The organism is Streptosporangium jomthongense, assembly GCF_042650425.1.
Lineage (GTDB): Bacteria > Actinomycetota > Actinomycetes > Streptosporangiales > Streptosporangiaceae > Streptosporangium.
Map to the genome: position 1 here is coordinate 1 of NZ_JBHSBC010000022.1, position 26887 is coordinate 26887.

Annotated in this window: 24 protein-coding genes and 1 riboswitch; of the genes, 13 read left to right on the top strand and 11 right to left on the bottom strand. The window is 69.8% G+C overall.

The genetic code is table 11. The features are described 5' to 3' along the window. Positions 1 to 287: 287 nt before the first annotated feature. The gene (locus ACFOYY_RS22390) at positions 288 to 2366 is read left to right on the top strand and encodes a S9 family peptidase (protein WP_352015211.1); all 2079 of its coding nucleotides are present in this window, start codon (positions 288 to 290) and stop codon (positions 2364 to 2366) included. Next, positions 2363 to 3391 carry an L-glyceraldehyde 3-phosphate reductase gene (gene mgrA / locus ACFOYY_RS22395; protein WP_352015212.1) on the top strand — a complete coding sequence of 343 codons (1029 nt, stop codon included), beginning with the start codon at positions 2363 to 2365 and terminating at the stop codon, positions 3389 to 3391. The genes ACFOYY_RS22390 and mgrA overlap by 4 nt, the downstream gene beginning before the upstream one ends. 4 nt (positions 3392 to 3395) lie before the next feature. Here mgrA and ACFOYY_RS22400 read toward each other — a convergent pair whose 3' ends face one another. Further along, positions 3396 to 5822 carry a lysylphosphatidylglycerol synthase transmembrane domain-containing protein gene (locus ACFOYY_RS22400; RefSeq protein ID WP_362778107.1) on the bottom strand — a complete coding sequence of 809 codons (2427 nt, stop codon included), beginning with the start codon at positions 5820 to 5822 and terminating at the stop codon, positions 3396 to 3398. A 73-nt stretch (positions 5823 to 5895) separates the two neighbouring features. Here ACFOYY_RS22400 and ACFOYY_RS22405 point away from each other — a divergent pair, with 73 nt between their 5' ends. The 4 genes from ACFOYY_RS22405 (at position 5896) to ACFOYY_RS22420 (ending at position 11111) form a co-directional block, all read left to right on the top strand. Beyond that, the gene (locus ACFOYY_RS22405; RefSeq protein WP_362778109.1) at positions 5896 to 6333 is read left to right on the top strand and encodes an RpiB/LacA/LacB family sugar-phosphate isomerase; all 438 of its coding nucleotides are present in this window, start codon (positions 5896 to 5898) and stop codon (positions 6331 to 6333) included. Between the two features lie 353 nt (positions 6334 to 6686). Beyond that, the gene (locus ACFOYY_RS22410) at positions 6687 to 8246 is read left to right on the top strand and encodes a M28 family peptidase (RefSeq protein ID WP_386191649.1); all 1560 of its coding nucleotides are present in this window, start codon (positions 6687 to 6689) and stop codon (positions 8244 to 8246) included. A gap of 60 nt (positions 8247 to 8306) precedes the next feature. After that, complete coding sequence (locus ACFOYY_RS22415; protein WP_386191652.1) at positions 8307 to 10337, top strand: molybdopterin-containing oxidoreductase family protein; 2031 nt, start codon at positions 8307 to 8309, stop codon at positions 10335 to 10337. Between the two features lie 48 nt (positions 10338 to 10385). Then, a complete protein-coding gene (locus ACFOYY_RS22420; protein WP_352015217.1) occupies positions 10386 to 11111 on the top strand; it encodes a PadR family transcriptional regulator in 726 nt (241 codons plus the stop codon). Between the two features lie 20 nt (positions 11112 to 11131). Here ACFOYY_RS22420 and ACFOYY_RS22425 read toward each other — a convergent pair whose 3' ends face one another. Both ACFOYY_RS22425 and ACFOYY_RS22430 read right to left on the bottom strand, forming a co-directional pair. Further along, on the bottom strand, positions 11132 to 11593 hold the full coding sequence (locus tag ACFOYY_RS22425; protein WP_386191656.1) for a GNAT family N-acetyltransferase: 462 nt from the start codon (positions 11591 to 11593) through the stop codon (positions 11132 to 11134). Between the two features lie 129 nt (positions 11594 to 11722). Next, entirely contained in the window at positions 11723 to 12016 is a 294-nt protein-coding gene (locus ACFOYY_RS22430) for a hypothetical protein (protein ID WP_352015219.1), read from the bottom strand. A 193-nt stretch (positions 12017 to 12209) separates the two neighbouring features. On the opposite strand from ACFOYY_RS22430, the gene ACFOYY_RS22435 reads away from it, so the two are divergent. Continuing rightward, positions 12210 to 12680 carry a hypothetical protein gene (locus ACFOYY_RS22435; protein ID WP_352015220.1) on the top strand — a complete coding sequence of 157 codons (471 nt, stop codon included), beginning with the start codon at positions 12210 to 12212 and terminating at the stop codon, positions 12678 to 12680. 69 nt (positions 12681 to 12749) lie between these two features. Here ACFOYY_RS22435 and ACFOYY_RS22440 read toward each other — a convergent pair whose 3' ends face one another. From ACFOYY_RS22440 to ACFOYY_RS22450, 3 genes are all read right to left on the bottom strand, one after another. After that, positions 12750 to 13103 carry a VOC family protein gene (locus ACFOYY_RS22440; RefSeq protein ID WP_352015221.1) on the bottom strand — a complete coding sequence of 118 codons (354 nt, stop codon included), beginning with the start codon at positions 13101 to 13103 and terminating at the stop codon, positions 12750 to 12752. A gap of 74 nt (positions 13104 to 13177) precedes the next feature. After that, on the bottom strand, positions 13178 to 13501 hold the full coding sequence (locus tag ACFOYY_RS22445) for a DMT family transporter (RefSeq protein ID WP_352015222.1): 324 nt from the start codon (positions 13499 to 13501) through the stop codon (positions 13178 to 13180). Between the two features lie 11 nt (positions 13502 to 13512). Beyond that, a riboswitch (guanidine-III (ykkC-III) riboswitch) is annotated at positions 13513 to 13579 on the bottom strand. After that, a complete protein-coding gene (locus tag ACFOYY_RS22450; protein WP_352015223.1) occupies positions 13576 to 14391 on the bottom strand; it encodes a class I SAM-dependent methyltransferase in 816 nt (271 codons plus the stop codon). Its footprint overlaps the riboswitch before it by 4 nt. Positions 14392 to 14617: 226 nt before the next feature. On the opposite strand from ACFOYY_RS22450, the gene ACFOYY_RS22455 reads away from it, so the two are divergent. From ACFOYY_RS22455 to ACFOYY_RS22465, 3 genes are all read left to right on the top strand, one after another. After that, a complete protein-coding gene (locus ACFOYY_RS22455; RefSeq protein WP_352015224.1) occupies positions 14618 to 16441 on the top strand; it encodes an acyl-CoA dehydrogenase in 1824 nt (607 codons plus the stop codon). A gap of 116 nt (positions 16442 to 16557) precedes the next feature. After that, complete coding sequence (locus ACFOYY_RS22460; RefSeq protein WP_352015225.1) at positions 16558 to 17298, top strand: NUDIX hydrolase; 741 nt, start codon at positions 16558 to 16560, stop codon at positions 17296 to 17298. Next, positions 17295 to 18257, top strand: coding sequence for a lipopolysaccharide kinase InaA family protein (locus tag ACFOYY_RS22465; RefSeq protein ID WP_386191663.1), 963 nt, complete (start codon positions 17295 to 17297; stop codon positions 18255 to 18257). The genes ACFOYY_RS22460 and ACFOYY_RS22465 overlap by 4 nt, the downstream gene beginning before the upstream one ends. A 6-nt stretch (positions 18258 to 18263) precedes the next feature. On the opposite strand, the gene ACFOYY_RS22470 is transcribed toward ACFOYY_RS22465, so the two are convergent. Further along, complete coding sequence (locus ACFOYY_RS22470) at positions 18264 to 18440, bottom strand: hypothetical protein (RefSeq protein WP_386191666.1); 177 nt, start codon at positions 18438 to 18440, stop codon at positions 18264 to 18266. A 55-nt stretch (positions 18441 to 18495) separates the two neighbouring features. Next, positions 18496 to 19692, bottom strand: a complete 1197-nt coding sequence (locus tag ACFOYY_RS22475) for an RNA-guided endonuclease InsQ/TnpB family protein (protein WP_386191978.1) — start codon at positions 19690 to 19692, stop codon at positions 18496 to 18498. Positions 19693 to 19993: 301 nt separating this feature from the next. Between ACFOYY_RS22475 and ACFOYY_RS22480 the strand changes: the two genes are divergently transcribed. Next, on the top strand, positions 19994 to 20941 hold the full coding sequence (locus ACFOYY_RS22480; protein ID WP_352015229.1) for a hypothetical protein: 948 nt from the start codon (positions 19994 to 19996) through the stop codon (positions 20939 to 20941). Between the two features lie 11 nt (positions 20942 to 20952). Further along, positions 20953 to 22179: an adenylosuccinate synthetase gene (locus ACFOYY_RS22485; RefSeq protein ID WP_362778123.1), complete on the top strand. Its 1227-nt coding sequence runs from the start codon at positions 20953 to 20955 to the stop codon at positions 22177 to 22179. On the opposite strand, the gene ACFOYY_RS22490 is transcribed toward ACFOYY_RS22485, so the two are convergent. Then, the gene (locus ACFOYY_RS22490) at positions 22169 to 22462 is read right to left on the bottom strand and encodes a Dabb family protein (RefSeq protein ID WP_352015231.1); all 294 of its coding nucleotides are present in this window, start codon (positions 22460 to 22462) and stop codon (positions 22169 to 22171) included. The genes ACFOYY_RS22485 and ACFOYY_RS22490 overlap by 11 nt on opposite strands. Before the next feature lie 267 nt (positions 22463 to 22729). On the opposite strand from ACFOYY_RS22490, the gene ACFOYY_RS22495 reads away from it, so the two are divergent. Then, positions 22730 to 23017 (top strand): hypothetical protein, encoded by a 288-nt coding sequence (locus tag ACFOYY_RS22495; RefSeq protein WP_352015232.1) that lies wholly within the window; start codon positions 22730 to 22732, stop codon positions 23015 to 23017. A 110-nt stretch (positions 23018 to 23127) separates the two neighbouring features. Here the strand turns inward: ACFOYY_RS22495 and ACFOYY_RS22500 are convergent, their stop codons facing one another. Further along, on the bottom strand, positions 23128 to 25035 hold the full coding sequence (locus ACFOYY_RS22500; RefSeq protein ID WP_386191672.1) for an ABC transporter ATP-binding protein: 1908 nt from the start codon (positions 25033 to 25035) through the stop codon (positions 23128 to 23130). 464 nt (positions 25036 to 25499) lie between these two features. Continuing rightward, positions 25500 to 26876, bottom strand: a complete 1377-nt coding sequence (locus ACFOYY_RS22505; protein ID WP_386191675.1) for a dihydrolipoamide acetyltransferase family protein — start codon at positions 26874 to 26876, stop codon at positions 25500 to 25502. Positions 26877 to 26887 lie beyond the last annotated feature (11 nt).

The window sequence follows — 26887 nt, forward strand, 5'->3', positions numbered from 1 at the left end:
GTCCGAGGAATTTCAGACCGCCCCGTCTCCGGAGCAACCCTTCAAACTTACCAGCACCTGAGTGGCTCTGCGAATCGACGCGAACCGATCATTGGAACCGTTGGTTTGAGGGGGTTGTCAGCGGACACAGAACAAGCCACACCGGATCACCGGAGTGAGTGGAGTGGTTTGCGCCGAACCTTGCCGACGCCAGAACATTAGCAGTCCCCGCAGACCGCTCGGGACGCAACGACGAACCCCGTGGCTTGATCCGGGACGTCTGGCACGGAAAACATAGACTCGACGGGGTGAGCAGCCAGACACCGCCTACGGCGAAGAAGGTTCCCAGCGAGCGCGTGCACCACGGGGACACCGTGGTCGACGACTACGCGTGGCTGACGGTCAAGGACGACCCCGAGACGATCGCCTACCTCGAAGCGGAGAACGCCTACACCCGGCAGGCGACCGCCCATCTCGAAGGGCTCCAGGAAACGATCTTCCAGGAGATCAAGGGCCGGACGCTGGAGACGGACCTGTCCGTCCCCACCAGGAAGAAGGGCTGGTGGTACTACTCCAGGACGGAGGAGGGCAAGCAGTACGGCATCCAGTGCCGGGTCGCCGCGGACGGCGACGCTCCTCCCGAGCTGAAGGCGGGCGAGGCGCTGCCCGGTGAGCAGGTCCTGCTCGACGGCAACGAGCTGGCCGGCGACAGCGACTTCTTCTCCCTCGGCGCCAGTTCGGTCAGTCCCGACGGGACCCTGCTGGCCTATTCGGTCAACTTCACCGGCGACGAGCGGTTCACCCTGCGGGTGAAGGACCTCACCACGGGCGAACTCCTCGACGACGAGGTCAGCGGCATCTTCTACGGCGGTGCCTGGTCCGCGGACGGCAGGGCCTTCTTCTACACGACCGTCGACGACGCCTGGCGGCCCAACCAGATCCACCGGCACATGATCGGCACCTCGACCGAGGAGGACGTGCTCGTCCACCAGGAGGACGACGAGCGGTTCTGGATCGGCGTCGGCCTGACCCGCAGCGAGCGCTACCTCGTGCTCTCGGCGGGCAGCAAGATCACCAGTGAGGTCCACATCCTGGAGGCCGACAACCCGACCGGTGAGTTCCGGCTCGTCAGAGCCAGGGAGACCGGTGTCGAGTACGGCCTCGACCACGCGGGGGACCACTTCCTGATCCTGCACAACCAGAACGCGGAGAACTTCGAGCTGGCCACCGCGCCGATCGACTCCCCCGCTGACTGGACCCCGTTGATCGAGCACCGCGCCGACACCCGGCTGCTGAACGTCGAGGCCTTCCAGGGATACACGGTCGTGCACCTGCGCCGTGACGGGCTGACCGGCATCCGCGTCCTGCCCGAGGGGGCGGAGCCGTACGAGATCTCCTTCCCTGAGCCGATCTACGACGTGGCGCCCTCGGGGAATCCGGAGTTCGTCACCGAGCGGTTGCGGCTCGGCTACACCAGCATGATCACTCCGCCCTCGGTCTACGACTACGACCTGCGGGCGCGTGAACTGATCCTGCTGAAGCGCAAGACCGTGCTCGGTGGGTACGACCCGGCCGACTACGAGCAGTTCCGTGAGTGGGCGACCGCCGAGGACGGCACCCGCGTCCCCATCTCGATCGTGGCCAGGAAGGGCGTCGAACGGCCCGCTCCGACCGTGCTGTACGGCTACGGCAGCTACGAGATCTCGATCGACCCGTCGTTCTCCGTTGCCAGGCTCAGCCTGCTGGACAGGGGGTTCGTCTTCGCCGTCGCGCACATCAGGGGCGGCGGCGAGATGGGCCGTCACTGGTACGAGGACGGCAAGTTCCAGCGGAAGAAGAACACCTTCACCGACTTCGTCGCCGCCGCCAAGCACCTCGCCGCGGAGAACTGGTCGAGCGCGATCATCGCCAGGGGCGGTTCCGCCGGCGGGCTGCTCATGGGTGCGATCGCCAACCTGTCGCCGGAGACGTTCGCGGGTGTGGTGGCCGAGGTGCCGTTCGTGGACGCGTTGAACACGATCCTCGACCCGTCGTTGCCGCTGACCATCATCGAGTGGGACGAGTGGGGAGACCCGCTGCACAACGCCGAGGTGTACGAGTACATGAAGTCGTACACCCCGTACGAGAACGTGAGCGGCCAGATCTATCCTCCGATCCTCGCGATCACCAGCCTCAACGACACCCGCGTCTACTACCACGAGCCCGCCAAGTGGGTCGCGCGGCTCCGCGAGGTGGGCAGGGGCGGTCCCTTCCTGCTGAAGACGGAGATGGAGGCCGGGCACGGCGGTCGCAGCGGCAGGTACGACTCCTGGCGGGAGGAGGCCTTCGTCCTGGCCTGGATCCTCGACACCGCCAAGGTCGAGGGCACCGCCAGGGTCGAGCGATGACCTACGTGGCCGACGCGGATCGGTACGACGGACGGCAGCCGTACAACAGGGTGGGCAGGAGCGGGTTGAGGCTGCCCGCGGTGTCGCTGGGGCTCTGGCACAACTTCGGCGACGACAAGTCGTTCGGGACCCAGCGGGCCATCCTGCGGCGGGCGTTCGACCTGGGGGTGACCCACTTCGACCTGGCCAACAACTACGGCCCACCGTACGGCGCCGCGGAGACCAACTTCGGCAGGCATCTCAGGGAGGACTTCTCTGGGTACCGGGACGAGATGGTCATCTCCACCAAGGCCGGGTACGACATGTGGCCCGGCCCCTACGGCGAGTGGGGGTCGCGGAAGTATCTGCTGTCCAGCCTGGACAGGTCGCTGGAGCGGATGGGACTCGACTACGTCGACATCTTCTACAGCCACAGGTTCGACCCGGAGACTCCTCTTGAGGAGACGATGGGCGCGCTCGACCAGGCGGTCAGGTCCGGCAGGGCGTTGTACGCCGGCATCTCGTCCTACTCCCCCGAGCAGACCGAGCGGGCGGCGCGGATCCTGCGGGAGATGGGCACCCCGCTGCTGATCCACCAGCCGTCGTACTCGATGCTCAACCGGTGGATCGAGGACGGGCTGCTCGACGTCCTTGAGCAGGAGGGGGTCGGCTGCATCGCGTTCTCCCCGCTGGCTCAGGGCATGTTGACCGACCGCTATCTCGGCGGTGTCCCCGAGGGGTCGCGTGCCTCGCAGCGGCGTTTCCTCACCCCGGAGATGCTGACCGAGGAGACCATGCGACGTGTCCGCACGTTGCACGAGATCGCGGCCTCGCGCGGTCAGTCCCTGGCGCAGATGGCCCTGGCGTGGGCGCTGCGCGACCGGCGTGTCACCTCGGTGCTGGTCGGCGCGAGCAGCGTCAGGCAGCTTGAGGACAACGTGCGGGCGGTGGAGAACCTGTCGTTCACCGAGCAGGAGCTCGCGGCGATCGACGGGCACGCGGTCGAGTCGGGGGTCAACCGCTGGGCCCGTTCCAGCGAGACCTGAGAGGTCACAGGGCCTCGTGTCGCTGCAGGTAGGTGAACGAGGCCCACCCGGGAAGCACGGGCAGCCAGAACGTCAGCAGCCTGAACAGCAGCACGGCCGAGGTCGCGACCTCGCCGGGCAGGCCGGAGAGGGTCAGGCCGACGGACAGGGAGGCCTCGACGGCGCCGAGCCCTCCGGGGGTCGGCGCCGCCGAGCCGATGGCGTTGCCCGCGAGGAAGACGATGGCCACGGCCGCGAAGTCGAGTGACCCGCCGAAGGCCCGCACCGAGGCGTCGAGACAGGCCACGAAGAAGATCGTCAGTAGCAGGGTGCCCGAGCAGCCTTCGATGATCTTCCGGGGGGACTGGAGCACGTCCAGCAGGCGGGGGATGACCCCGGAGAACAGGGCGCGCAGCCGTACGGTGATCAGCCTGCGCAGGCGGGGGACGCTCACGATGAACAGGACCGCGACCGCGATGGCGAGCAGGACGAACACCAGCGTGCGCGACGGGGTGAACGACGTGGCGGCGCTCGACCCGGTGATGTAGGCGAACAGCAGCAGCAGTGTGATGTGCGAGGCCAGGCCGATGAGCTGGGAGGCTCCGACGCTGGCGACGGCCTGGCCCGGGGGGATGCCGCGCTTTTGCAGGTAGCGGGTGTTGATGGCGACGCCGCTCACCGCCGCCGGGGCGACCAGCTTCACGAAGGAGCCCGCGAACTGCACCAGCACCGTACGGCCGAGCGGCAGCCGTTCCGGCACGAAGCCCCGCAGCATCAGCGCGGCGGCGACGTAGCTCATCATCGCCGCGACGAAGGCGACCCCGGTCCAGCCCCACTTGGCGGAGGTGATCATGTTGAGGTTGATCTGCGTCAGGTAGTAGACCAGGAAGTAGGCGGCGAAGGCGCTGGCGATGATCGTGATGAGGGTTCTGGGGCGGAAGCGCTCCAGGCGGACCTCGTCCGCCTCGACCTGGGGTTCGAGGGCGACGATCCGTTCGCGGATCGCGGTCAGCAGCTCCTTGTTCTTGGTGAGCGCGGCCCTGGTCTCGCGGGTGAGCGCGATCCGTTGCAGCAGCGGCAGGGCGCCGGCCAGCACGTCGGGGCCCGCGACGGCCGCGCCCGCGGCGACGGCGCGGTCGGCTCCGACGCGGAGGCTGAGGTAGGTGAGCAGCTGGGCGATGTCGAGGCGGAGCAGGAGGTCTCCGGCGGCGATCTCGCCGCTGCGGGCGTCCATGAGGACGACTCTGCCCTCGTTGTCGACGTGGATGCTGTCGCCGGTCAGCCGCCGGTGGGCCAGCCTCTGGACCTGCAGGAGCAGGACCTGCTCCCAGATCTGGGCGAGCAGGTTGTCGTCGATCTCCTCGTCGGGGACGTCGTCGAGCGGCCGGGTCTCGATGTGCTCGTAGGCGAGCAGCGCGGCCTCGGTGCCGATCTCGCTGGTGCCGACGAGCCTGGGGATGCTGGCGCCCGCGGCCTGGGCGGCGTAGGCCATCAGGGCCTCGCGTTCCAGCTCGGCGCGCAGGGAGCGGATGGCCCTGCGGCGGGTCTCGGTGTTGAGCCGGATGCGGCGCCAGATGCGGTAGAGCACCCCGGCGACCTGGCGGTCACGGTCGAGGACGGTGACGTCGAGGCGGGTGCCGTCCTTGAGGCCGACGGCGTAGCGCCTGCTGCTCTGGTGGTCGTCGTCGAGGCGGTGCGCCCTGACGGGGGCGAAGCCGAGTTTGGCGAGGGTGGCCACGATCGTGCTGCCGGGCGGCCTGGTGTTGGGGCTGCCGATGCCGTACAGGGTGGCGTAGCCGACGGCGAGGCCGACCAGGATGGAGACGACGATGCCGAGGATGGTGGCCGCGGTCGCGGCGAACAGCGCGACGGCGTTGAGCGCGACGGCGCTCCACAGGGCCGCCCGCCAGGTGGGTCTTCGGGAGATGCGCACCGCGGTGACGTAGGCGATGACCGAGGTGAGCAGCGTGTTGAGCGGCTCGACTCCCTGCCTGCCCCCGGTCAGCAGGAGCCACAGGTCTTCCGGGCCCGCGCCGACGATCCACTCGCCGAGGGCGAAGGACAGGACCATGCCCGCGATGGCGGCGAAGAGCCCCTCGGCGACGCGCAGGCCGTCGCGGTGCAGGACGCGTTCGATGGCGTAGGCGGTCGGCACGCCCAGCATGGTGGCGCCGCTGAGCACGCCGACGAGGCCGCTGAGGAGGAAGGGTGCCCGGTTCGTCCCGTCGATGACGTCGCCTTCGAGGCCGTTGAGGGTCTTCTTCGCGACGAGGGCGAGCAGGACCACGGCCACGAGCCCCAGCAGGGTCGCCAGGAAGCGCAGCAGATCGGATGGTCTGCGGATGCGCTGCGGCAGGAGCGGTTCGACGACGAGCACGCCGGAATCGCGCTCCGTCTCGGGCTCTGTGCCTTCGACGGGCGCCGCTTCTTCGTGCTCTCTGATTTCCGTCACCGCCAGCGATTCTGCACGTTCCGCATTACAGGTGCGTCACCGATCTTCTCTTCCAGTGTCCACAATCGAAGGCATGCGTATCTCATTGGCCTCGGACAGTCTTGACGGGGTGGCTCCCATCCTGGTGTCGGAGATAGAGGCGAGAGGACACACGGTGATCGCGCACGGCGCCGTCGCCGAAGGCCCCTCGGACTGGGCGTGGTGTTGCTCACAGGCCGCGCGGGACGTCGTCTCCGGGGTGGCCGACCAGGCGATCGTGTGCTGCTGGACCGGCACGGGGGCGTCGATCGCGGCCAACAAGGTGCGCGGGGTGCGAGCCGCCCTGTGCGTGGACGCGGCGACGGCCGAGGGGGCCAGACGCTGGAACGACGCCAACGTGCTGGCGTTGAGTCTCAGGCTGACCTCGGCGCCGTTGCTGGGGGAGATCCTGGATGCCTGGTTCGCCGGGAGCGTCAGCCCGGAGGAGACCGATGTGGCGAACATCGCGTACCTATCCGAGATTGAGAATTGACCTGCTGGAATGCGGCGATGACGGCCGGGCCGGCACCGGCCTGAAAAGCTGATCATCATGCGTCGCAGCCCCGTTTTTCCTTCGCACCCGACCCTAGCCACTTCTGGCGACCGCGTGGCGCCATGGAAGGGCGCGAAGCGGATGGTCGTGGTGCGACGTGTCACGGCGCACGGCCGGGTGCCGTTACCCGGGTGACGTCGTGACCGCCGGGTGACGCCGGGGACCACCCCGCCCGTCGATCTGACGAAGATTGTCAAATTTGGTTAATCCGGTTACCGGAGATCTTTTTTGTTCGCCGCGATCACGGGGATTCCCCGCTCCACTTCCGTCAACTCTCGTCAGAGGAGTTTCGCATGCGCGTACGCGCGTACCAGGGCCTGCTGGCCGCGATCACCACAGCCTCGGCCGTGACCCTGCCCGGCACCCAGGCGACCGCCGTGACCTCACCGGCTCCCGAGGTCACCGTCGCGTCCGTCGCGTCCGTCGGTTCGCCGCCCGTGGACGTGCTCTCCGTGAAGCGGCACCTGGAGGCGTTCCAGCGGATCGCCGCGGCCAACGGCGGCACCCGGGCCGCGGGAACCCGCGGATACGACGAGTCGGCCGACTACGTGGCGGGCAGGCTGCGGGCCGCGGGGTACAGGGTGACCGAGCAGGAGTTCGAGTTCCCGTTCTTCCGTGTCATCGGCACGCCCAAGCTCGCCCGGGTCTCCCCCGGGGCGAGGTCCTACGCGCCGCAGACCGACTTCGTCCCCATGGCGTACTCCGGCTCGGGGAACGTCACGGCCGCCGTGCAGCCCGTCGATCTGGTGCTGCCGCCGAGTGCGGCACCCGGTTCGACCTCCGGGTGCGAGGCCGCCGACTTCGCGGGGTTCGTCCGGGGCAACATCGCGTTGGTGCAGCGTGGCACGTGCGGCTTCCGGGTCAAGGCCGAGCTGGCGGAGGCCGCGGGCGCCTCCGGCGTGATCATCTTCAACGAGGGTCAGGCCGGGGAGGGGGCCGCCGACCGGCGGGGACCGCTGAACGGTTCGCTCGGCGACACGACCACGCGCGTCCCCGTCGTGGGCACCACCTTCGCCGTCGGCCAGGAGCTGGCCACGCCGGGGTCCCGGGCCACGCTCTCCGTCACCGCCGAGGGCGACCCGCACAGGAAGACCCGCAACGTGATAGCCGAGAGCCCCTGGGGCGACTCCCGCAGGGTCGTCATGCTGGGCAGCCACCTGGACAGCGTGCCGGCGGGACCCGGCGTCAACGACAACGGCTCGGGCAGCGCGGCCGTACTGGAGACGGCCCTGCGGGCGGGCGGCACGCCGACCAGGAACAGGCTCAGGTTCGCCTTCTGGGGGGCGGAGGAGCTGGGGCTGCTCGGCTCCCAGCACTACGTGGCCGCGCTCTCCCCCGGGGAGAGGGCCAGGATCAGGCTGTACCTCAACTTCGACATGATCGCCTCGCCGAACTTCGTCTACGGCATCTACGACGGCGACGACTCCGACCACACGGGCGCCGGGGCCGGTCCCGCCGGATCGGGCGAGATCGAGAAGCTGTTCGAGACGTACTACGCCTCGGTCGGCCAGCCGTACAAGGGGACCGACTTCACCGGGCGGTCCGACTACGGGCCCTTCATCGCGGTCGGCATCCCGGCGGGCGGGTTGTTCACCGGCGCCGAGGGGATCAAGACCGCCGAGGAGGCCGCCACGTTCGGCGGTGAGGCGGGGGTCGCCTACGACCGGTGTTACCACCAGGCCTGCGACACCCTGGCCAACATCGACGACAGGGCTTTGGCGGTGAACAGCGGTGCCATCGCGACGGCCGCGGCCGTCTACGCCCGCAGCCCGATCCTGCCGGGCGGCACCGCCTCAGCGGCGCCGGGCAGGATGAACGTGGCCCCGGCGTGGCGGGACGCGGTGTCGCGGTGACGGGCTGACCTCAAGGGGGGGTACGGCCGGCGAGCCGTACCCCCTGGCTAGAGTCTGGGCATGGCAGTGGGTGAGCGGGGGGAGCTGCGTGTCCTGGGGGCCTGTCCGCTGGACTGCCCGGACACCTGTTCGTGGGTGGTGACCGTCAGGGACGGCAAGGCGGTCGGGATGCGCGGCAACCCGGAGCAGCCCTACACGCGCGGCGCGCTCTGTGTGAAGGTCAACCGCTATCTCGAACACGCCGGGGCCTCCGACCGCGTCCTTTACCCCATGCGCCGGGTCGGCCCCAAGGGTTCGGGCCGTTTCGAGCGGATCAGCTGGGACGAGGCTCTCGACGAGATCTCCGTACGGCTGCGCGCGATCGTGGACGAGCACGGCGGCGAGGCGATCTGGCCCTACCTCGGCACCGGGACGCTCGGCCACATCCAGGGCTGTGAGGGGGTCGCGGGCCGCCGGTTCTGGAACGTCCTGGGCGCCTCCCGGCACTTCCTGAACATCTGCTCGACCGCGGGCAACGCCGGTCTGCGGCTGACCAACGGCACCCCGGGCGGGATGGACCCCGAGACGTTCGCCCTGTCGCGGCTCATCCTGCTGTGGGGCACGAACACCCTCACCAGCGGCCACCATCTGTGGCGGTTCATCCAGGAGGCGAGGACGGCCGGGGCGTACGTCGTGGCGATCGACCCGATCCGCACCAGGACCGCCGAGCAGGCCGACCTCCACCTGCCGATCAGGCCGGGCACGGACGCCGCCCTGGCGCTCGGGCTGCTGAACGTGGTGTTGTCCGAGGGCGCGCAGGACGACGCCTTCCTGGCCGAGCACACCAACGGCTGGGAGGACTTCCGGGCGGAGATCCTGCGTCACCCGCCCGCCCTCGTCGCGGAGATCACCGGCCTGCCCGAGGCCGACATCCGCTCCCTCGGCGTACGGCTCGCGCACACCCGGCCGACCGGCATCAGGGCCACGATGGGCGTCCAGCGGCACGCGGGCGGCGGTACGGCGATGCGGACGATCGCGGCCATCCCGGCGGTGACGGGCGACTGGCGCCATCCCGGCGGCGGGGTCGCCTACTCGACCAGCGGCCACATCCACCTGAACATCGACACCCGTGACGACCTGCTGGCGGCGCCGGTCAGGCGGCTCACGATGACCAGGCTGGCCGACGGGCTCGACGAGTCGGTCAAGTGCCTGTGGGTCTACGCCGCCAACCCGGTCGGCTCGACCCCTGACCAGAACCGTGTCCGCGAGAGGCTGGCGCGTGAGGACCTGTTCACCGTCGTGATGGAGCAGTTCCCCACCGACACCGTCGACTACGCCGACATCGTGCTTCCGGCGACGATGCAGATCGAGCACACCGACCTGCACGCGGGATACGGACACATGTATCTCGTGTGGAACGAGCCCGCGGTCGAGCCGCCGGGTGAGTGCCTGTCGACGACGGAGACGTTCCGCCGTCTGGCCGGGCACATGGGGCTCACCGAGCCGTCGCTGTACGACTCCGACCTCGAACTGGCCGAGCAGCTGCTCGCCTCCGGGCATCCCTCCCTCGACGGGATCACGGTCGACCGGCTGCGCAAGGAGGGCTGGGTCAGGCTCAACGTGCCCCGGCCGTTCGTCCCGTTCGCCGACGGCTTCCCCACGGCCTCGGGGAGGCTGGAGTTCGGTTCCGGTCCCGCCTACGTGCCGCCGCGTACGGCCTCGGCCGCGTGCGGTCCCTATCCGCTGGCCCTGGTCACACCCGCGCCGCACACCTTCCTGAACACCACCTTCGGCAACAACCCCGAGCTACTGCGCCGTTCGAAGGGGCCCCGGGTGGTGGTCAACCCCGAGGACGCCGCGTCCAGGGGGCTGCGCGACGGGCAGCGGGCCCGGGTGTTCAACGCGGTCGGCGGCTTCGAGGCCGTGGTCGAGATCAGCGACCGGGTACGGCCCGGCGTCGTGGCCTCGACGAAGGGGCACTGGCGCAAGCTGAGCCCGGGGGGTTCGACGGTCAACGCGGTGGTCGAGGAGTACGACGCCGACCTGGGCAGGGGGGCCGTCTATCACGACAATCCGGTCGAGGTGATGCCCGTTATGTCTGAGACGACATAGGTAAAGCTACGGTGCCGCATTAGGGGTGCCCCGTGAGATCCTTCCGCGGTGACCTCAACTCTCGGATACGCGATCCTCACAGCGCTGGCCCGCCGACCGAGGTCCGGATACGAGCTGGCCACCGCCATGGGACATCCGCTGGGATGTTTCTGGACGGCCCGGCACAGCCAGATCCACCCTGAGCTGCAACGGCTGGTCGCGGCGGAACTGGTCACCTTCGAGCAGGTCCCGGGTCCCGGCCCGCAGCGCAAGAAGATCTACTCCATCACCCGGCTGGGGACGAGGGAACTGCGCGAGTGGGTCATCGAGCCCCCGCAGTCCCGTCCCGAGCGTGACGAACTGCTGTTGAAGTCCTACGCCGCCTGGCTCGCCGACCCGGCCGAACTGATCAAGCTCTTCCAGATCCAGCTTGAGGAGCACGAACGGCGGCTGGCGACCTACGAGGACGAGCGCTCGGCCTTCTCCAGCGCGCCCGGCCGCGAGAGCCGCCGCTTCGGCGACTACGCCACCCTGTGGTACGGCATCAGCTACGAGAACCACCGCATCGCCTGGTGCCGCTGGATGATCGACCAGCTCCGCGCGCGTTCCGCGCGCACGTCACGCCTCCGCAAGACCCCGGCCCCGGCGGCTGTTTCGGTTGTCCCCGCTCCGCCGCCGGTGCCCTCGTTCGACGTGAGCCCGCGCTTCGGTGCGATCCCGCGCTTCGACATGGGCGCGGAGTTCGGGGTCGGCGCGCAGTTCGACGTGGGCGCGCAGTTCGGGGTGAGCCCGTGACCCGGTGGGGGTCCCGCCTCTCAGCTCAGCGCGAGCTTGTATCCCTCGTGTGAGGCGACGAAGCCGAGGGAGTCGTAGAAGCGGTGCGCGTCCTTGCGCGCCTTGTTCGTGGTGAGCTGGACCAGGGCGCACCCCCTGGCCCGGCCCCGCTCGACGGCCCAGCGCAGCATCTGCCCGCCCAGTCCTCTGCCGCGCAGGCCGGAGGCGATCCTGACGGCCTCGATCTGCATCCTGAGCGCTCCCCCACGGGAGATCCCCGGGATGTAGGTGAGCTGCATGGTGCCGACGACCTCGCCGTCCAGTTCGGCGACGATCAGCTCGTTGCCCGGGTCGGCGTCGATGGCCTCGAAGGCCGCCCGGTGGGTCTCGCCGTACTCGCCCTGTTGGGCGCCGGAGGTCGAGTCGTCGGCCAGCAGGGCCAGAACCGTCGGGACGTCCTCAAGGGTCGCGACGCGAAAGGTCAGATAAGGGTTCACCGGCATGCCGTGAGCCTACCGAGGCCCGGTCCTCAGGGGCCGGGCCTCGGTAGGCGTCAACACGGACATGCGGGCCTCGACGTGAGCGGCGTTCGAGTCGACGGCCCGACATGGGCCAAGTGGCCGAGCGGGCTCTCAGCAGCCGGCCGAGCCGACGTACGTGACCGGCCAGTTGACCGTCGTCTTCGAGACCTGGCCGATGGCCACGCAGGGGCCGGTGATCAGGATGTTGCCGGTGTAGTGCTGCGCACGCACGACCACCAGGTGCCGGCCCGTGCCGGAGGTGCAGAGGCTGGACGCCCAGTTCGATCCCTGCTGCACGGTGCAGCCGGAGGGGGCGGCCATGGCCGAGGTGGGGGTGAGGGCCAGAACGCCCAGGCAGAGGGCGGCAGAACTGGCGAGGGTCACCGCGCGACGACGAAAGCTCACGACGAATCTCCTAGAAGGTGGGGGGCTAGGAAGCTTTCCTTTAGGAAAGTTTCCTAATTGAATCCTAAATCGGGACTTAGGGGCAGTCAACAAACGTTCAACATTCGCCGCGACGCCCCGCCCGGCGGGTAGGGGACGGATCAGGGTTGCTCCCCGATGCGAAGAAGGGGGCCGGCGGGGCAGTCTTGGGAACATGAACGACGAACTCACTCGACGTGACGAGATGTCCCTCGCCGGCGCGGCCCTGCGGGGAGCCCCCTGGAGGGCGGCGGCGGTGACCGGAGGCGCGACGGCGGCCGTCAGCTTCGGCCTGGGGGTGATCCTGCCGGGGGCCGCGGACCTCACCTGGGCACTCTGCCTGGGGATCACGCTGTTCACCCTGGTCGCGGCGATCGGATCGGTCGGCAGGCCGGGCTCGGGTGACCGGGTGACGCGGCAGGCCAGGCTGTGGGCGCTGCGCAGGCCGTGGCGGTTCTCGCTCTACCCCGCGCTCGGCGCGGCGGCGCTCATGTATCCGGTGCAGCTCATCGTGGACGACCAGGGCGTGTTCGGCGCCGCGTTCGACGCGCTGCAGGGCGGCGTCGTGGTGTATCTGATCACCGCGTTCCTGGCCCTGACGCTCAGGGGACGCGGCGAACGCCCCTCGCTGCCCCACGGGCACTGACCGGACGGCTCGGCGGAACGTCCCGGGACCGGTGGAAGGCCCCGGGAGGCCCCGCTCGTCACAGGGATCTCACGACTGCTTCTCGTAGTCGGCGCGGCAGACGCAGAACTCGTTGCCCTCGGGGTCCAGCATGGTCACCCAGCCGGTGCCGTCGGGGTTGCGCCGGTCGTCGTGGACCGTGGCGCCGAGCCCGGCCAGCCTCTCGACCTCCTGGTCGCGGGTGGTGCCGTCGGAGCCCGTGACGTCGAGGTGGACACGGTTCTTGACCGACTTCCCCTCGGGAACCCTGATGAACAGCAGGTTCGGCTCCCCGCAGACGAGGACCTCGTCGCCGTCGGGTTCCGTCTCCGGGTGGATCTCCCAGCCGGTCGCCTGGCTCCAGAAGGCCGCCAGCTCGTGCGGCCGGGCACAGTCGAATGTCACATAGTGCACGTTAATCATGCCCTCAGCCAATCGCGACACCATCTATCGCGTCAAACCGGTTTCCCTAGGGGCGGTCAGTGGCCGCCCCCCGCGAGGTTGAGCCCGATGACGCCCGCGAGGATGAGGACGATGGAGATGATCTTCAGGGCCGAGGCGTCCTCGCCCAGGAGGACGATGCCCAGGGCGGCGGTGCCCACGGCGCCGATGCCGGTCCAGACGGCGTAGGCCGTACCGACCTCCAGGTTCTTGAGGGCCAGTGAGAGCAGACCGAAGCTGAGCACCCCGAAGACGACGACTCCGACGCTCGGCAGCAGCGAGGAGAACCCGTTGCTCAGCTTGAGCGAGTAGGCCATCGCGATCTCGAACAGACCGGCGACGACAATGAGGATCCAAGCCATGACGACTCCCTGAAGCGTCGTCTTTTCGGACCGGGTACGGCGCGTCTCGTCCGGGAGCGTCTCGACTGAGAGCTCTATCCGGGCAACGCCTCCGATGTCGGCCCGATTCCCGTGTCCCACCACAGGGTGAACCACCGCTCGCGGGGAAGCGGCCACATGTCGAGCCGGATCGCCGCCGCGACGACCTCGTCCGCCCGCCCCGGGTCGAGGCAGAGTCTTCTGCAGGCGCTCTCCGCCAGGCCCTCCGGTGTCGCGAAGCGGGACAGCGGGGCCAGGCGCGCCTCGTGCCGCACCCGGTGACCGAGCGCCTCGGCGACCGCGATCACGTCGTGGACCGTGGGCCGGTCCGGGCGGACGATCCCGTGGAAGTGGGCCCACAGGGGGTTGAGCCAGGTCATCGGGTGGCGTTCGGTGAGTTCGACGACGACCCTGAGGCGGGCGTGACCGGACAGTTCGGTGAGGAAGGCGGCCAGGTCGGGCACGTTGTAGACGACGTGGGCGCAGACCGCCACGTCGGCGACCGGGGTCACCGGCGCGACGTCGGGCCAGCGGCCGGTGACGATCCTGAGCGGCACTCCGAGCGCGGCGGCCCGTGACTCCAGTTCGGCGAGCATGCCGGGCGAGGTGTCTACCGCGACCAGCTCTCCCATCCGCCCGGCCAGCGGGAGACCGGCCGCCCCGGTGCCCGCGCCGACGTCGAGCAGGACGCCCCCGGGCGGCAGCGCCTCGGCGACCCGGTCCAGGGTCGGTCCCTGCGGTTCGGCGAGCGCCCGCTCCGTCCGCTCGGCGAACCGCGCGGGCGAGTGCCCCCAGGGGTCGGTCCGCGCCTTCGCCGCGATCTCGTCGGGGATCGCCCACAGCGCGAGGTCCGCACGCCACCGCTCGTCCATGGCAGGAGCCTAACCCGGGGGTGACGACCGTCCCTGTCAAGGCCGCGTGTCGGCCCGGGGGCGCGGCCTCGTCCGAGCGGGCCGGTACAGCTCCCTTTCCCCGAGGAATGTGACAAACGCCCTTACCGGCACAGTTTTTGGGGGGTTACTGGCGGGTAGCATCAGGGGTAAGGTTACTGATGAGTAGAGAAAAAGCCCGGTCCCCCGGTTTCAAGGAGCAGATCCCATGGGCCACTACAAGAGCAACCTCCGTGATCTGGAGTTCAATCTCTTCGAGGTGTTCGGCCGCGGGGACATCCTGGGTACCGGCCTCTACGCGGACATGGACGAGGACGTCGTGCGCAGCGTCCTCGACGAGGTCAACCGCCTGGCGACGGGGGTTCTGGCCGACTCCTTCGAGGAGGGCGACCGCACGCCGCCCGTTCTGGACCCGGAGACCGGCGCGGTGACGATGCCGGAGGGCTTCAAGCGGTCCTTCGCCGCCTACCGCGAGGGCGGCTGGACCAACATCGGCCTGCCCGCCGAACTGGGTGGTCCCGGCCTGCCGCCCAGCGTCAACTGGGCGCTCGCCGAGATGATCCTCGGCGCGAACCCGGCCGTCTGGATGTACGCCAGCGGACCCGCCTTCGCCTACGTGATGCACCTCATCGGCACCGAGGACCAGAAGCGCTTCGCCGAACTGGCCATCGAGCGGACCTGGGGCGCGACCATGGTCCTCACCGAGCCCGACGCGGGCTCCGACGTGGGCGCGGGCCGTACGAAGGCGATCAGGCAGCCCGATGGCACCTGGCACATCGAGGGCGTCAAGCGCTTCATCACCAGCGCCGAGCACGACCTGGCCGACAACATCTTCCACCTCGTGCTTGCCCGCCCCGAGGGGCACGGCGTCGGCACCAAGGGCCTGTCGATGTTCCTGGTCCCGAAGTACCACGTGGACCTGGAGACCGGGGAGCTGGGCGAGCGCAACGGCGTCTACGTCACCAACGTCGAGAAGAAGATGGGCCTGAAGGTCTCCACGACCTGCGAGCTCACCTTCGGCGAGCGGCACCCGGCTGTCGGGACGCTGATCGGCGACGTGCACGAGGGCATCAAGCAGATGTTCATGATCATCGAGCACGCCCGGATGATGGTGGGGACCAAGGCCATCGCCACCCTGTCGACCGGTTACCTGAACGCCCTCGAATACGCCAGGGCCAGGGTGCAGGGCGCCGACCTCACCCAGATGACCGACAAGGCCGCCCCGCGCGTGACCATCGTCCACCACCCCGACGTGCGCCGCGAGCTCATGCTCCAGAAGTCGTACGCCGAGGGCATGCGGGCGCTGGTGATGCTGACGGCCACCTACCAGGACGCGGTGCAGGCCGCCCGCTTCGAGGGCCGTGAGGACCGGCACGCCGAGGCGATGAACGACCTGCTGCTGCCGCTGGTCAAGGGGGTCGGGTCCGAGCGGTCCTACGAGCTGCTCTCCCGCTCGCTGCAGACCCTGGGCGGCTCCGGCTACCTGCAGGACTACCCGTTCGAGCAGTACATCAGGGACGCCAAGATCGACTCCCTCTACGAGGGCACGACCGCGATCCAGGGCATGGACCTGTTCTTCCGCAAGGTCCTGCGCAACCAGGGGGCCGCGCTCGGCGCGCTGTACGGTGACATCAAGGCCTTCGCCGCCTCCCAGGCGGGCAACGGCCGCCTCAAGGAGGAGCGCGGGCTGCTCGACGAGGCCGCCGACGAGGTCAAGGCCATGGCCGACACGATGGCCGGCTGGGCGATCACCTCGCTGGAGACCCCCGAGGAGGTCTACAAGGTCGGTCTCAACAGCACCCGGTTCCTGCTCTCCCTGGGTGACCTGGTGATCGGCTGGCTGCTGCTGCGCCAGGCCGAGGTGGCGCTGGCCGCGCTCGGCTCCCCCGGCAGGGACCAGGCGTTCTACGAGGGCAAGGTGGCCGCGGCGTCGTTCTTCGCCAAGACCGTCCTGCCCCGGCTGGCCGCCGAGCGCCGCGTGCTGACCGAAACCGACCAGAGCCTGATGGAGCTGTCCGAAGAGGCGTTCTGACCACCCGGCCGTGGAGGGTCGTCCCGTTTCCGGGACGGCCCTCTTCCGTGTGTGCGATCACCCCGGAACCGAGTTATTCTCATTATGAGATTATCTTGACCCGGGAAGGGTGTGTCGTGGACGAGAAGGAATCGGCGTTCCTGGCGGAGTACGACCCCAGGGACTATCCCCCGGTCGCCGTGACGGTGGACGTGGTCGCGCTGACCATCCGCGCGGGTGTGCTGCACGTGCTGCTGGTCGAGCGGGGCCGCCCTCCCCAGCAGGGACGCTGGGCACTGCCGGGAGGGTTCATCAGGCCGGGCGAGGACCTGCCCGAGGCGGCCAGGCGGGAACTGGCCGAGGAGACCGGGCTCGCCCCCCGCGTCCACATCGAACAGCTGGCCAGCTACGGAAGCCCGGACCGGGACCCGAGGATGCGGGTCGTCTCGATCTCCTACCTCGCCTTCGCCCCCGATCTGCCCGACCCCAGGGCGGGCTCCGACGCGGCCTCCGCCGCCTGGCACCCGGTCTCGCGCCCGCCGGAGCTGGCCTTCGACCACGCGCGCGTCCTCGCCGACGGCCTCGAACGGGCGCGGGCCAAGCTGGAGTACACGCCGCTGGCCACGACGTTCACCGGGGAGACGTTCACGATCTCCGAGCTGCGCGGCGTCTACGAGACGGTGTGGGGCGTCCCGCTGCACGCGGGCAACTTCCACCGCAAGGTCCTCTCCGTACCCGGTTTCGTCGAGGCCACCGGGCACAGCACGGTGAGCGGCGGCTCCCGGGGCGGGCCACGCGCCAAGCTCTACCGCGCCGGGGACGCCCGCCTGCTGCACCCCGCCCTGCTGCGGCCCGCCGAGCAGGAGGGCACCCGATGACCACCCCGGCCGAGGCGATCGCGCTGGTCTCCGCCGCCCGCGTCCCCGGGGACCTGTTCGGCGGGCCGACACCACGGCGGACGTACCGGAGACTGGCCCGGCTGCTGCACCCCGACCTGACGCCGGGTGCCGAGGCCGCCGGGGCGTTCGCCAGGCTGGCGAGCCTGTGGGCCGAGCACACCGGACACACCCCCACGGACGACCTGGCCGGAACGGTGGTCGGAACCCACCACGTCGGGCGGCTGCTCCACGAGGGCGCGACCGCCCTGCTGTACGACTGCGCCCCCGGCGCCCTGCTCAAGATCCCGCGCGGTCCCGCGGACAACGACCTCATGCGGCGCGAGGCGCAGGCGCTCAGGACGATCGAACGGGAGGGCGATCCGACGCTGCTGCCGTACGTGCCCCGGCTGGTCGACTCCCTCCGGCACGGCTCCGGCGACGCGCGGCGGCGGGCGAACGTGATCAGCCGGGTCCCCGACGGGTTCGTGAGCCTGGCGGAGATCGCGCGGCGGCGGCCGGTACTCGACCCGAGGGACGCGGCGTGGATCTGGCGGCGGCTGCTGGTCGCGATCGGGGCGGCGCACCGCGCCGGGGTGGTGCACGGCGCGGTGTTCGGCCACCACGTCCTGGTCCACCCGATCGACCACGGTCTGGTGCTCGTCGACTGGAGCCAGTCGGTCCCGCTCGGCAGCCCGTTGACGGTCCTGGTCGCCAGGCACCGTGACGCCTACCCGCCGGAGGTCCTCACCGGGGCGCCCGCGACCGAGACCCTGGACATCAGGCTCGCCACCCGCTGCGTCGCCGCCCTCATGGGGGACCGGGTGCCCGGTGCGATCGGCCGTTTCGTGCGGGGCAGCCTGGTCGCGCCGCCCCGGGACGCCTGGCGGCTGCTGGGTGAGCTCGACGAGTTGCTCGACGATCTCTACGGTCCCAGGACCTACCGTCCGCTGAACCTCTGAGATCCCTCAGACCGAGGCGAACAGTTCGACGGTCCTGGCCCGTTCGCGCTCGTCGCCGAGCGGGTTCACCAGTAGCTCCGTCGTCCCGGCGTCGGCGTATCGCCGTACGGCCCGCGCCACGCTCTCCTCGTCGCCCGCCAGGACCGTCTCGTGGACGCCCGACTTGCCCTGCCGATCGAGCATGGCCCGTTGACGTACTCCTCGGCTTGAAGCCAAAGATTCAGTCCGTACCGCATGTTCATGCGGCACCTCTGCGGCTTCCTGCTTCCTCGCGCCGTGCCAGACCGGAACCTGGTCTTACCCGCGCTCCACAGGCGTTTAGCCTCTCCGCCCGTCCGGCGGCGAGAATGTTGATCGCGGCGTTGACATCCCGGTCATGGACCACGCCGCATGGGCACTGCCACTCCCGGACGTTCAACGGCATCGACTCGGCGACGGCCCCGCACTCCGAGCATCGTTTGGAGGAGGGAAACCACCGATCGATCCTGGCGAAAGTGCGGCCGTAGCGGGCCGCCTTGTACTCCAGCATCGCCGTGAACCTCCCCCAACCCGCGTCATACACCGACTTCGCCAGCCGGGTACGGCCCAGCCCCTTCACAGACAGATCCTCCACGTACACCGCTTGATTCTCACGGACGATCACGGTGGAGAGCTTGTGCGTGAAGTCCCGGCGAGCGTCGGCCACCCGGGCGTGAGCACGGGCGACCTTCATCCGGGCCTTGCTGCGGTTGTTAGACCCTTTTTCCTTGCGGGACAGGGCCTGCTGCGCCTTACGTAGCCGCCGCTCGGCCCGGCGCAGGAACCGGGGATTGGCGACCTTCCGACCGTCCGACAACACCGCGAAATGTGACAGACCCAGATCTATCCCGACCTCCGACTCCGTTTCCGGGAGCGGTTCATCGGCCACCTCAACGACGAACGAGGCGAAATACCGATCAGCGGCGTCCTTGATGACCGTGACGCTGGATGGTTCGGCGGGCAGGTCCCGCGACCATCGAACCGCCACATCCCCGATCTTCGGCAAACGCAGCCTCCCACCAGCAGTGATGGCGAAGCGAGCGTTACGGGTGAAACGAATCGACTGCCGACTGTCCTTACGTGACCGGAACCGGGGCCGAGCCGCCTTCGGCCCCTTGCGTGCGCCCGTCAGGGAGGCGAAAAAGACGCGAAAGGCGGTGTTCAAATCCGCCAACGCCTGCTGCAACACCACTGCCGACACCTCGCCCAGCCATGCGCGCTCCGGAGTTCTCTTGGCCTGCGTGATGACCCGCTTGGACAGCTCGGTGTCGGAGACGTACGGCAAGCCCTGCTCGTGGGCTTGCCGTCGCGTACACAGTCCATCGTTGAACACTGTCCGCGCGCATCCGAACGCCCGAGCCAGCGCACGGCACTGGCCAGGGGTGGGGTAGAGGCGAACGTTGTAACGGAGCCGCACACGAACAAGCGTGCCATCCATCCTTGATCACTCGCATAGATATTCGAGAAATGGAGAAAAGACATGGCGACCGGACAACACCGCCTCCGTCCTGGGCAACATCACCGTCGCCGAATGGAACGCACGCCGTACGGCGCCCCCACCCTCTTCCGATAACAAGATCCTCCACTTGCGGGAAGGCCTGACCCCTCTTGACGTGAGGGCCGAGGCGCTACAGACAAACACTGCGGCGGGTTGACGCGGCCCATCGTTATTCTCATAATGAGATTAACTCAACCTGAGAACAACCAAGGGGACCCACATGGGAAGCGGAATCTGGTCGACCGACGTCTACTCCGCCGCCGCGAGCTACCGCGCCGCCAAGGGCACCAGCGCCTTCGCCTACAGCGACAGCGGCGCGCGCGCCACGCACGAGGACCTCGACCCGTACGGCGTCGCCGCCCGTGAGAGCCGTGACTCCGACGAGCACCCCGACAGCCTCGCCATCGCCGTCCTGTTCGACGTGACCGGCTCGATGGGCGGGGTCCCCCGTACGCTCCAGACCAAGCTGCCCGACCTGCTGGGCCTGCTGATGCGCAAGGGCTACGCCACCGACCCGCAGATCCTCTTCGGCGCGATCGGCGACGCGACCTGCGACCGCGCCCCCCTCCAGATCGGCCAGTTCGAGTCCGACAACCGGATGGACGAGGACCTCGGCAAGATCCTGCTCGAAGGCGGGGGCGGCGGCCAGAAGACCGAGTCCTACGAGCTGGCGATGTACTTCATGGCCAGGCACACCTCGATCGACTGCTTCGAGAGGCGCGGGCGCAAGGGCTACCTGTTCATCATCGGCGACGAACTGCCCTACCCGAAGGTCAGCCGCCGTCAGGTCCGCCAGGTGATCGGCGACTCCCCGCTGCGGGACATCACGACGAAGGACATCGTCGCCGAGCTGACCAGGGCCTACCACGTCTACTACATCCTGCCCGCCGGGGCGAGCTACGCCGGGGACGGCCAGGTGCTGGCCGCCTGGCGCGACCTGCTCGGTCAGAACGTCCTCGAACTGGACGACCTGGACGCGGTCTGCGAGACCATCGCGCTCACCGTCGGCCTCGGCGAGGACGCCATCGACCTGGACGAGGGGCTGGACGACCTCGACGAGATGGGCTCGGAGGCCGGCCAGGCCGTGGGCAGGGCGCTGGCCCGTCTCGACCGGCGGACGCTCGCGGTGCCCGAGGAGCCGGGCGCCAGCGGCGTGATCCGGCTGTGAGGGGTACGGGCGTGCGCGAACACGTGATCGTCGCCGACCTCGGGTACGGCGACGCGGGCAAGGGGACCGTCGTGGACTGGCTCTGCTCACAGGAGCCGGTGCGGGCGGTCGTCCGCTTCAACGGTGGCGGGCAGGCGGCGCACAACGTCGTCCTGCCCGACGGGCGGCACCACACCTTCGCCCAGTTCGGGGCGGGGACGTTCCGGGGCGTGCCGACCCACCTTTCACGCTTCACGATCGTGGACCCGCTCGCCCTGGCCTCCGAGGCGGCGAACCTGGCCCGCCTCGGGGTGCCCGACCCGTTCGGGCTGCTCACCGTGGACCGGGACGCCCTGCTCGCGACGCCGTACCACGTGGCGGCCGGGCGGGCCAGGGAGCTGGCGCGCGGCGAGGACCGGCACGGGTCGTGCGGGATGGGCGTCGGGGAGACCGTCTCCTACGCCCTGGCGCATCCGGGCCTCGCGCCGACCGTGGGTGACTGCGCCGCGCCGGTACGGCTGGCCCGCAAGCTGCGCGCGCTGCGCCGGGAGGTCGAGGAGACCTGGTGGGTGGCCGGGCCGGTGGCGACGGAGCTTCCCCCGGTCGAGGACTGCGTCGCGGCCTACCGGGCGTTCGCCGAGCGGGTGACCCTCACCGGCCCCGCGCGGCTCGCGGCCCTGCTGCGCGAGGGGCCGGTCGTCTTCGAGGGGGCCCAGGGCGTGCTGCTCGACGAGTGGCACGGCTTCCACCCGTACACGACCTGGAGCACGACGACCTTTGCGAACGCCCTCGAACTGCTCGGCGGGGCGGGTGCCGTACGGCTCGGGGTGCTGCGTTCCCACACGCCCAGGCACGGTCCCGGGCCCCTGGTCACCGAGGACCGGACGCTGCGGGTGCCCGAGCGGCACAACGGGACGGGGCCGTGGCAGGGGCCGTTCAGGGTCGGGCACTTCGACGCGGTCGCGCACCGCTACGCGCTGGCGGTCACCGGCGGGGCGGACGCGCTCGCGCTCACCCACCTGGACGTGCCGGTCTCGCGGATGTGCGTCTCCTACGACATCGGCGAGCCACCCGTGGGTACGGCGGGCGACCTCGACGGGCAGGCGAGGCTGACGGAACGGCTGCTGCGGGCCCGTCCCCACTACGTGGACGGTGTCGACGACTGGCCGGGGGCGGTCGAGGAGGCCCTCGGAGTGCCGGTGTGGCTCGGCTCCTGGGGCCCGACCTCGGCCGACAAACGCGCGTGGGTCAGATCGTGAACTGTACGGCGGCGCGGGAGGCCACGATGGGCTTGATGTGCTTGGCGATCACTGCCTGGTGCTCCGGGTGGTCCCGGTAGACCAGGAAGTCGTCGGCGTTGTCGAAGTCCGCGACGATGGCGAACTCGTGGTTGCCGGGGTTCACACCCGCGTCGGCCCCCAGCGTGTAGGCGCGGATCTCCGGGATGATCTCCGTCAGCCTGCGAAGCTCGGTCTTGACCGTCGCCTTCTGCTCCTCGGTCGTCCCCTCGGCCCAGGTGAACAGCACGACATGACGGAACATGATCTCCCCTTCGGTCGGATGCCCAGTAAGCGTACGGCCGCCCTTTACGCGGGACGAGCGCGGGGCGTCCCGCGGTATTCGGCGCGGCGGCTCTCCCTCGCCCGAAATGCTCCGATATATGCCATTTATTTATTATTTATACAGATCTGTGCGCCTTTGCCAAACTATAAGTGCTTTGCGGTGTCGTGGTAGGTGCGTCTCCTGCGATGTTTGGGGTGTTCGAGCCCAGGAAGGCGAAATCGTCTTCCCGTGAAACCGGAGGATCGCATGGGATCGAAGACTGCTGCCTCGCTCTTCGCGAGCACCATGGGCGCGGGGCTCCTCGCCGGAGTCCTCATCGCCGGCCCGGCGGAGGCCACTACCACGCCCACAGCGGCGGTCCCGGCCGTCCAGACGTCCGTCTCGGCCGGATTCCTCACCGCGGGCTGCTGCCGGCGGCGCTGCTGCCGGTGCGGCTGCGGGTGGCGGAGTCGCTGTGGCTGGCGCGGCGGCTGCGGCTGGCGCGGCGGCTGGCGGTGGAGCAACTGGGGATGGGACGACGACTGGGGATGGTGACGGCGGTCACGTTTCGTCCCGTTCCGGCTTAGGGAAACCCATCGGGAAACGCCTCGCGTGAATCGGTGACTTCCCTCGGCCTCGCCGGAATTCGGGAATGAGAGGACCGGTCAGCCCCTGAGTGGACCCGTCCCCATCCGGGGGCGGGTTCGCCATGCCGTACGACCGAACCTGGTCCGCGTCCGCCCCGGAGCGGCACCGAGCACGACCGTGCGGGCCGTCCCGGGGACGAACCGCAGGTCATGGGTGAGCAGGATGGTCGTACGGCCCGCCATGAGACGGCCGAGCGGCTCCATGACCCGGGCGGCGGTCTCCGGGTCCAGGCCGGTCATCGGCTCGTCGAGGACGAGCACCGGGGCGTCACGCAGGATCGCCCTGGCGATGGCCAGGCGCTGGCGCTGACCACCGGACAGCAGCCTGCCTCGCTGCCCGACCTGGGTGTCGTACCTCGCCGGGAGCCGCTCGACGAACTCGTGTGCCCCGGCCATGACGGCGGCCCTGACGATCTCGTCCATCCCGCAGCCGGGACGGCCGTAGGCGATGTTGTCGCGTACGGTGCCGGAGAAGAGCAGGTTCTCCTGCTGCAGAACGGTCACGGCCTCACGCAGCGCCGTACGAGGAATGTCCCTGATGTCCACGCCGTCGAGCAGGACACGCCCCTCGGCCGGGTCGTGGAAGCGCAGCAGGAGTTTGGCCACGGTCGACTTGCCCGCGCCGCTCGGGCCGACGCACACGACCAGTTCGCCCGGTTTCGCGTGGAAGGTCAGGTGCCGCAGCGTGGGAGTCGACCTGCCCGGATAGGTGAAGCCGACGTCGGCGAAGTCGATCCGTCCCCGTGGCGGCGCGGCGGGCGGTACGGCCCCGGCGGAATCGGTGACCCGGGGCCGGATCCGCAGGATCTCGATCACCCGGTCGGAGCCCGCCGCGGCCTGGGAGACGGTCAGCGCGAGTTGCCCGAGCCCCTGGACCGCCGGGTAGAGGTAGGCGAGGTAGGCCGCGAAGGCGAGCAGCCCGCCGATCGTGAGGCGGCCCGCCGTGATCTCCCACGCGCCGACCCCGATGACGACGAGCAGGCAGACGGTCTCGATGATCTGGACGACCGGCCCGTACAGCGCGGAGAGCCTGGCCTGGGTCACGTTGGCCCTCATCCAGGCGCGCCCCTGGGTGTGCAGCCGCCGCGCCTCGGTGCCCTGCCGGTTGAAGGCCTGCACCAGCGCCTGGTTGGCCAGGCCCTCCTCGATGACGCCGTTCATGACGCCGTTACTGAGCCGCTCACGCGCGGCGGCCGTCCTGAGGCGCGAGGCGAAAAGCTTGGAGACGACCAGGAACGCCGGAACCATCGCGAACGTCACCAGCGCCAGGTCCCAGCGGGTCAGCAGGGCGGCCCCGGCGAAGAAGAACACGCTGACGGTCGTCGTGAGAATCCTGACCACACCGGAGCCGACCAGTTCCTCGATGGCCTCGACGTCGTCGGTGAGCCTGGCCATCAGGTCGCCGAGCCTGCGCCGGTCGAAGAAGTCGGGGGTCAGGGTCTGCATGTGCGCGAACACCCGGTCCCGCAGGCGCAGCAGGAAGCGCTCGCCGCCGACGGCGGTGGCGTAGGAACCGAGGAAGGAGGCCAGCCCGGCGACGACCATCAGGCCGAGCCAGACGAAGGCGGGCTCCCAGAAGGCGTCCAGGTTCTGTCCCGCGAGGACCTCGTCGGTGATGCGGCCGAAGAGCCGGATCGCCCCGATCTCACAGAGGGCCGCCACGATCGCCAGCAGCACCCCGGCCACGAACAGCCTGCGGACCCCCCGGGTGTGCGGCCAGAACCGCCCGAAGGCCTCCCTGATGGAGACGAAAGGGGCCGGTGGGGGGTCGTCCGGAGGACGTACGGGGGTGGAAAAGGAGAACCGGCGGGTTACCCGCCGGTTCGTCGCTGAGGGAACTACCACCACCAGCCGCCCCAGCCCCAGCCACCACGGCGCCAGCCCCGGCCACCGCATCCGCAGCGACGGCGTCGGCAGCCGCCCCACGCGAGCGGGGCACCGCCGGCCGGGAAGAGCTTTTCGAGTCTCATTGGCTTTCCCTTCTGGTGGAACCTTTCGCGAATCTCCAAATCACGACACTAGCACCGATATATGCATTAACCACTAAACCCCCGATGAATGGATAACGTTTTAACCGGATATGTCATGACATCCTCGGACGCGCCACCGGCCACCCCAAGGGGAACATCACCACAGGTCAAAACGGCCCCACGGAGCACGCCGTACGGCAAAGCCCCTTCCCCGAAATCAGGGAGAAGCGGAACACCGGATTCACAGAAAGGTCATCGACCCGCACGGGAGCCCGGTCGCCGCAGATCGGTCCACGGGCTTCACGCGTCAATCGAAACGCCCCGGGAAAGGCCACGGAAACGGCGGCCCCGCAAACGCCGGGTAAAAGGGGACGGGCCCGCCCCCGTGAGGGGACGGGCCCGTCGGGCCGGTGCGGGGGCTCAGCCCCAGGCGAGCATGCGCAGCGGGTCCTCCAGCATGGCGCCCACGTCGCGCAGGAAGAGCGAGCCCAGTTCGCCGTCCACGATCCGGTGGTCGAACGACAGCGCGAGCGTGCACACCTTCCTGGGCACGATCTGCCCGTCGACCACCCAGGGCAGGTCCCTGATCTGCCCGAAGGCCAGGATCGCCGACTCGCCCGGGTTGAGGATCGGGGTCCCGGCGTCCACCCCGAACACGCCCACGTTCGTGATCGTGATCGTGCCGCCCGACATGTCGGCGGGCTGGGTACGGCCCGCCCGCGCGGTCTCGACCAGCGCCCCCAGGGCGCGGGCGAGGTCGGGCAGCGACAGCGCGTGGGCGTCCTTGACGTTGGGCACGATCAGGCCGCGCGGGGTCGCCGCGGCGATGCCCAGGTTCACCCGGTGCTTGACCACGATCTCCTGGTTCGCCTCGTCCCAGGAGGAGTTGACCATCGGATAGCGACGGGCCGCGACCAGCATCGCCTTGGCCACCAGCAGCAGCGGCGAGACCTTGACCTCGGCGAAGTCGTCGAGCAGCCGCAGCCGCCTGACGGCCTCCATCGTCCCGGTCACGTCCACCTGGAGGAACTCGGTGACGTGCGGCGCGGTGAACGCCGAGGACACCATGGCCTGCGCGGTCGCCCTGCGCACTCCCCTGATGGGGATGCGCTCCTCGTCGGGTCCCTGCGCCACGGCCGTCGCGCCACGCCCGGGCGCGGCGACCGCGGCGTGGACGTCCTCCCGGGTGATGCTCCCGTTCGGGCCCGTCCCGGTGAGCGTGCCCAGGTCGACACCGAGGTCCTTGGCGAGCTTGCGCACCGGGGGCTTGGCCAGCACCGCGCCCCGCGCGGCACCGGACCCGGCGGGCGTGGCAGGCCCAGCGGGCGCGGCAGCGGGCTCAGCCTGCCGTACCGGAGCCACCGGAGCCGGAGCCTCGACGGCCGCCGGAGCGGGAGCCGGAGCCGGGGCGGTGGCCGCCGGAGCGGCGGACTTGCGGGGCCTGCGCTTGGCCGTACCCGGCTTGACGCCGTAGCCGACCAGCACGGGCTGCCGCTCCGGCTTGGGGATCGTGGGGACCATGTCCTCGGCGGGGGTCCCGGCCGGTGTCTCCGGAGGACCCGAGCCGTCGTCGACGGTGATGATCGGCTTGCCGACGTCGACGGTCTGCCCCTCCTCGGCCAGCAGCGCGGCGATCACCCCCTCGTACGGCGAGGGCAGCTCGACGATGGCCTTGGCCGTCTCGATCTCCACGATGATCTGGTTGACCTTGACCGGGTCGCCGGGCTTGACGTGCCAGCGGACGATCTCGGCCTCAAGCAGGCCCTCCCCCACGTCGGGGAGCTTGAACTCCTTCACGTCGTCTCCCC

Excerpts from the sequence above, each read along its gene's own strand:
- mgrA (WP_352015212.1), top strand. The coding sequence starts at position 2,363 with ATGACCTACGTGGCCGACGCGGATCGGTACGACGGACGGCAGCCGTAC.
- ACFOYY_RS22405 (WP_362778109.1), top strand. The coding sequence starts at position 5,896 with ATGCGTATCTCATTGGCCTCGGACAGTCTTGACGGGGTGGCTCCCATC.
- ACFOYY_RS22410 (WP_386191649.1), top strand. The coding sequence starts at position 6,687 with ATGCGCGTACGCGCGTACCAGGGCCTGCTGGCCGCGATCACCACAGCC.
- ACFOYY_RS22415 (WP_386191652.1), top strand. The coding sequence starts at position 8,307 with ATGGCAGTGGGTGAGCGGGGGGAGCTGCGTGTCCTGGGGGCCTGTCCG.
- ACFOYY_RS22425 (WP_386191656.1), bottom strand. The coding sequence starts at position 11,593 with ATGCCGGTGAACCCTTATCTGACCTTTCGCGTCGCGACCCTTGAGGAC.
- ACFOYY_RS22435 (WP_352015220.1), top strand. The coding sequence starts at position 12,210 with ATGAACGACGAACTCACTCGACGTGACGAGATGTCCCTCGCCGGCGCG.
- ACFOYY_RS22445 (WP_352015222.1), bottom strand. The coding sequence starts at position 13,501 with ATGGCTTGGATCCTCATTGTCGTCGCCGGTCTGTTCGAGATCGCGATG.
- ACFOYY_RS22450 (WP_352015223.1), bottom strand. The coding sequence starts at position 14,391 with ATGGACGAGCGGTGGCGTGCGGACCTCGCGCTGTGGGCGATCCCCGAC.
- ACFOYY_RS22455 (WP_352015224.1), top strand. The coding sequence starts at position 14,618 with ATGGGCCACTACAAGAGCAACCTCCGTGATCTGGAGTTCAATCTCTTC.
- ACFOYY_RS22465 (WP_386191663.1), top strand. The coding sequence starts at position 17,295 with ATGACCACCCCGGCCGAGGCGATCGCGCTGGTCTCCGCCGCCCGCGTC.
- ACFOYY_RS22470 (WP_386191666.1), bottom strand. The coding sequence starts at position 18,440 with ATGCTCGATCGGCAGGGCAAGTCGGGCGTCCACGAGACGGTCCTGGCG.
- ACFOYY_RS22480 (WP_352015229.1), top strand. The coding sequence starts at position 19,994 with ATGGGAAGCGGAATCTGGTCGACCGACGTCTACTCCGCCGCCGCGAGC.
- ACFOYY_RS22490 (WP_352015231.1), bottom strand. The coding sequence starts at position 22,462 with ATGTTCCGTCATGTCGTGCTGTTCACCTGGGCCGAGGGGACGACCGAG.
- ACFOYY_RS22495 (WP_352015232.1), top strand. The coding sequence starts at position 22,730 with ATGGGATCGAAGACTGCTGCCTCGCTCTTCGCGAGCACCATGGGCGCG.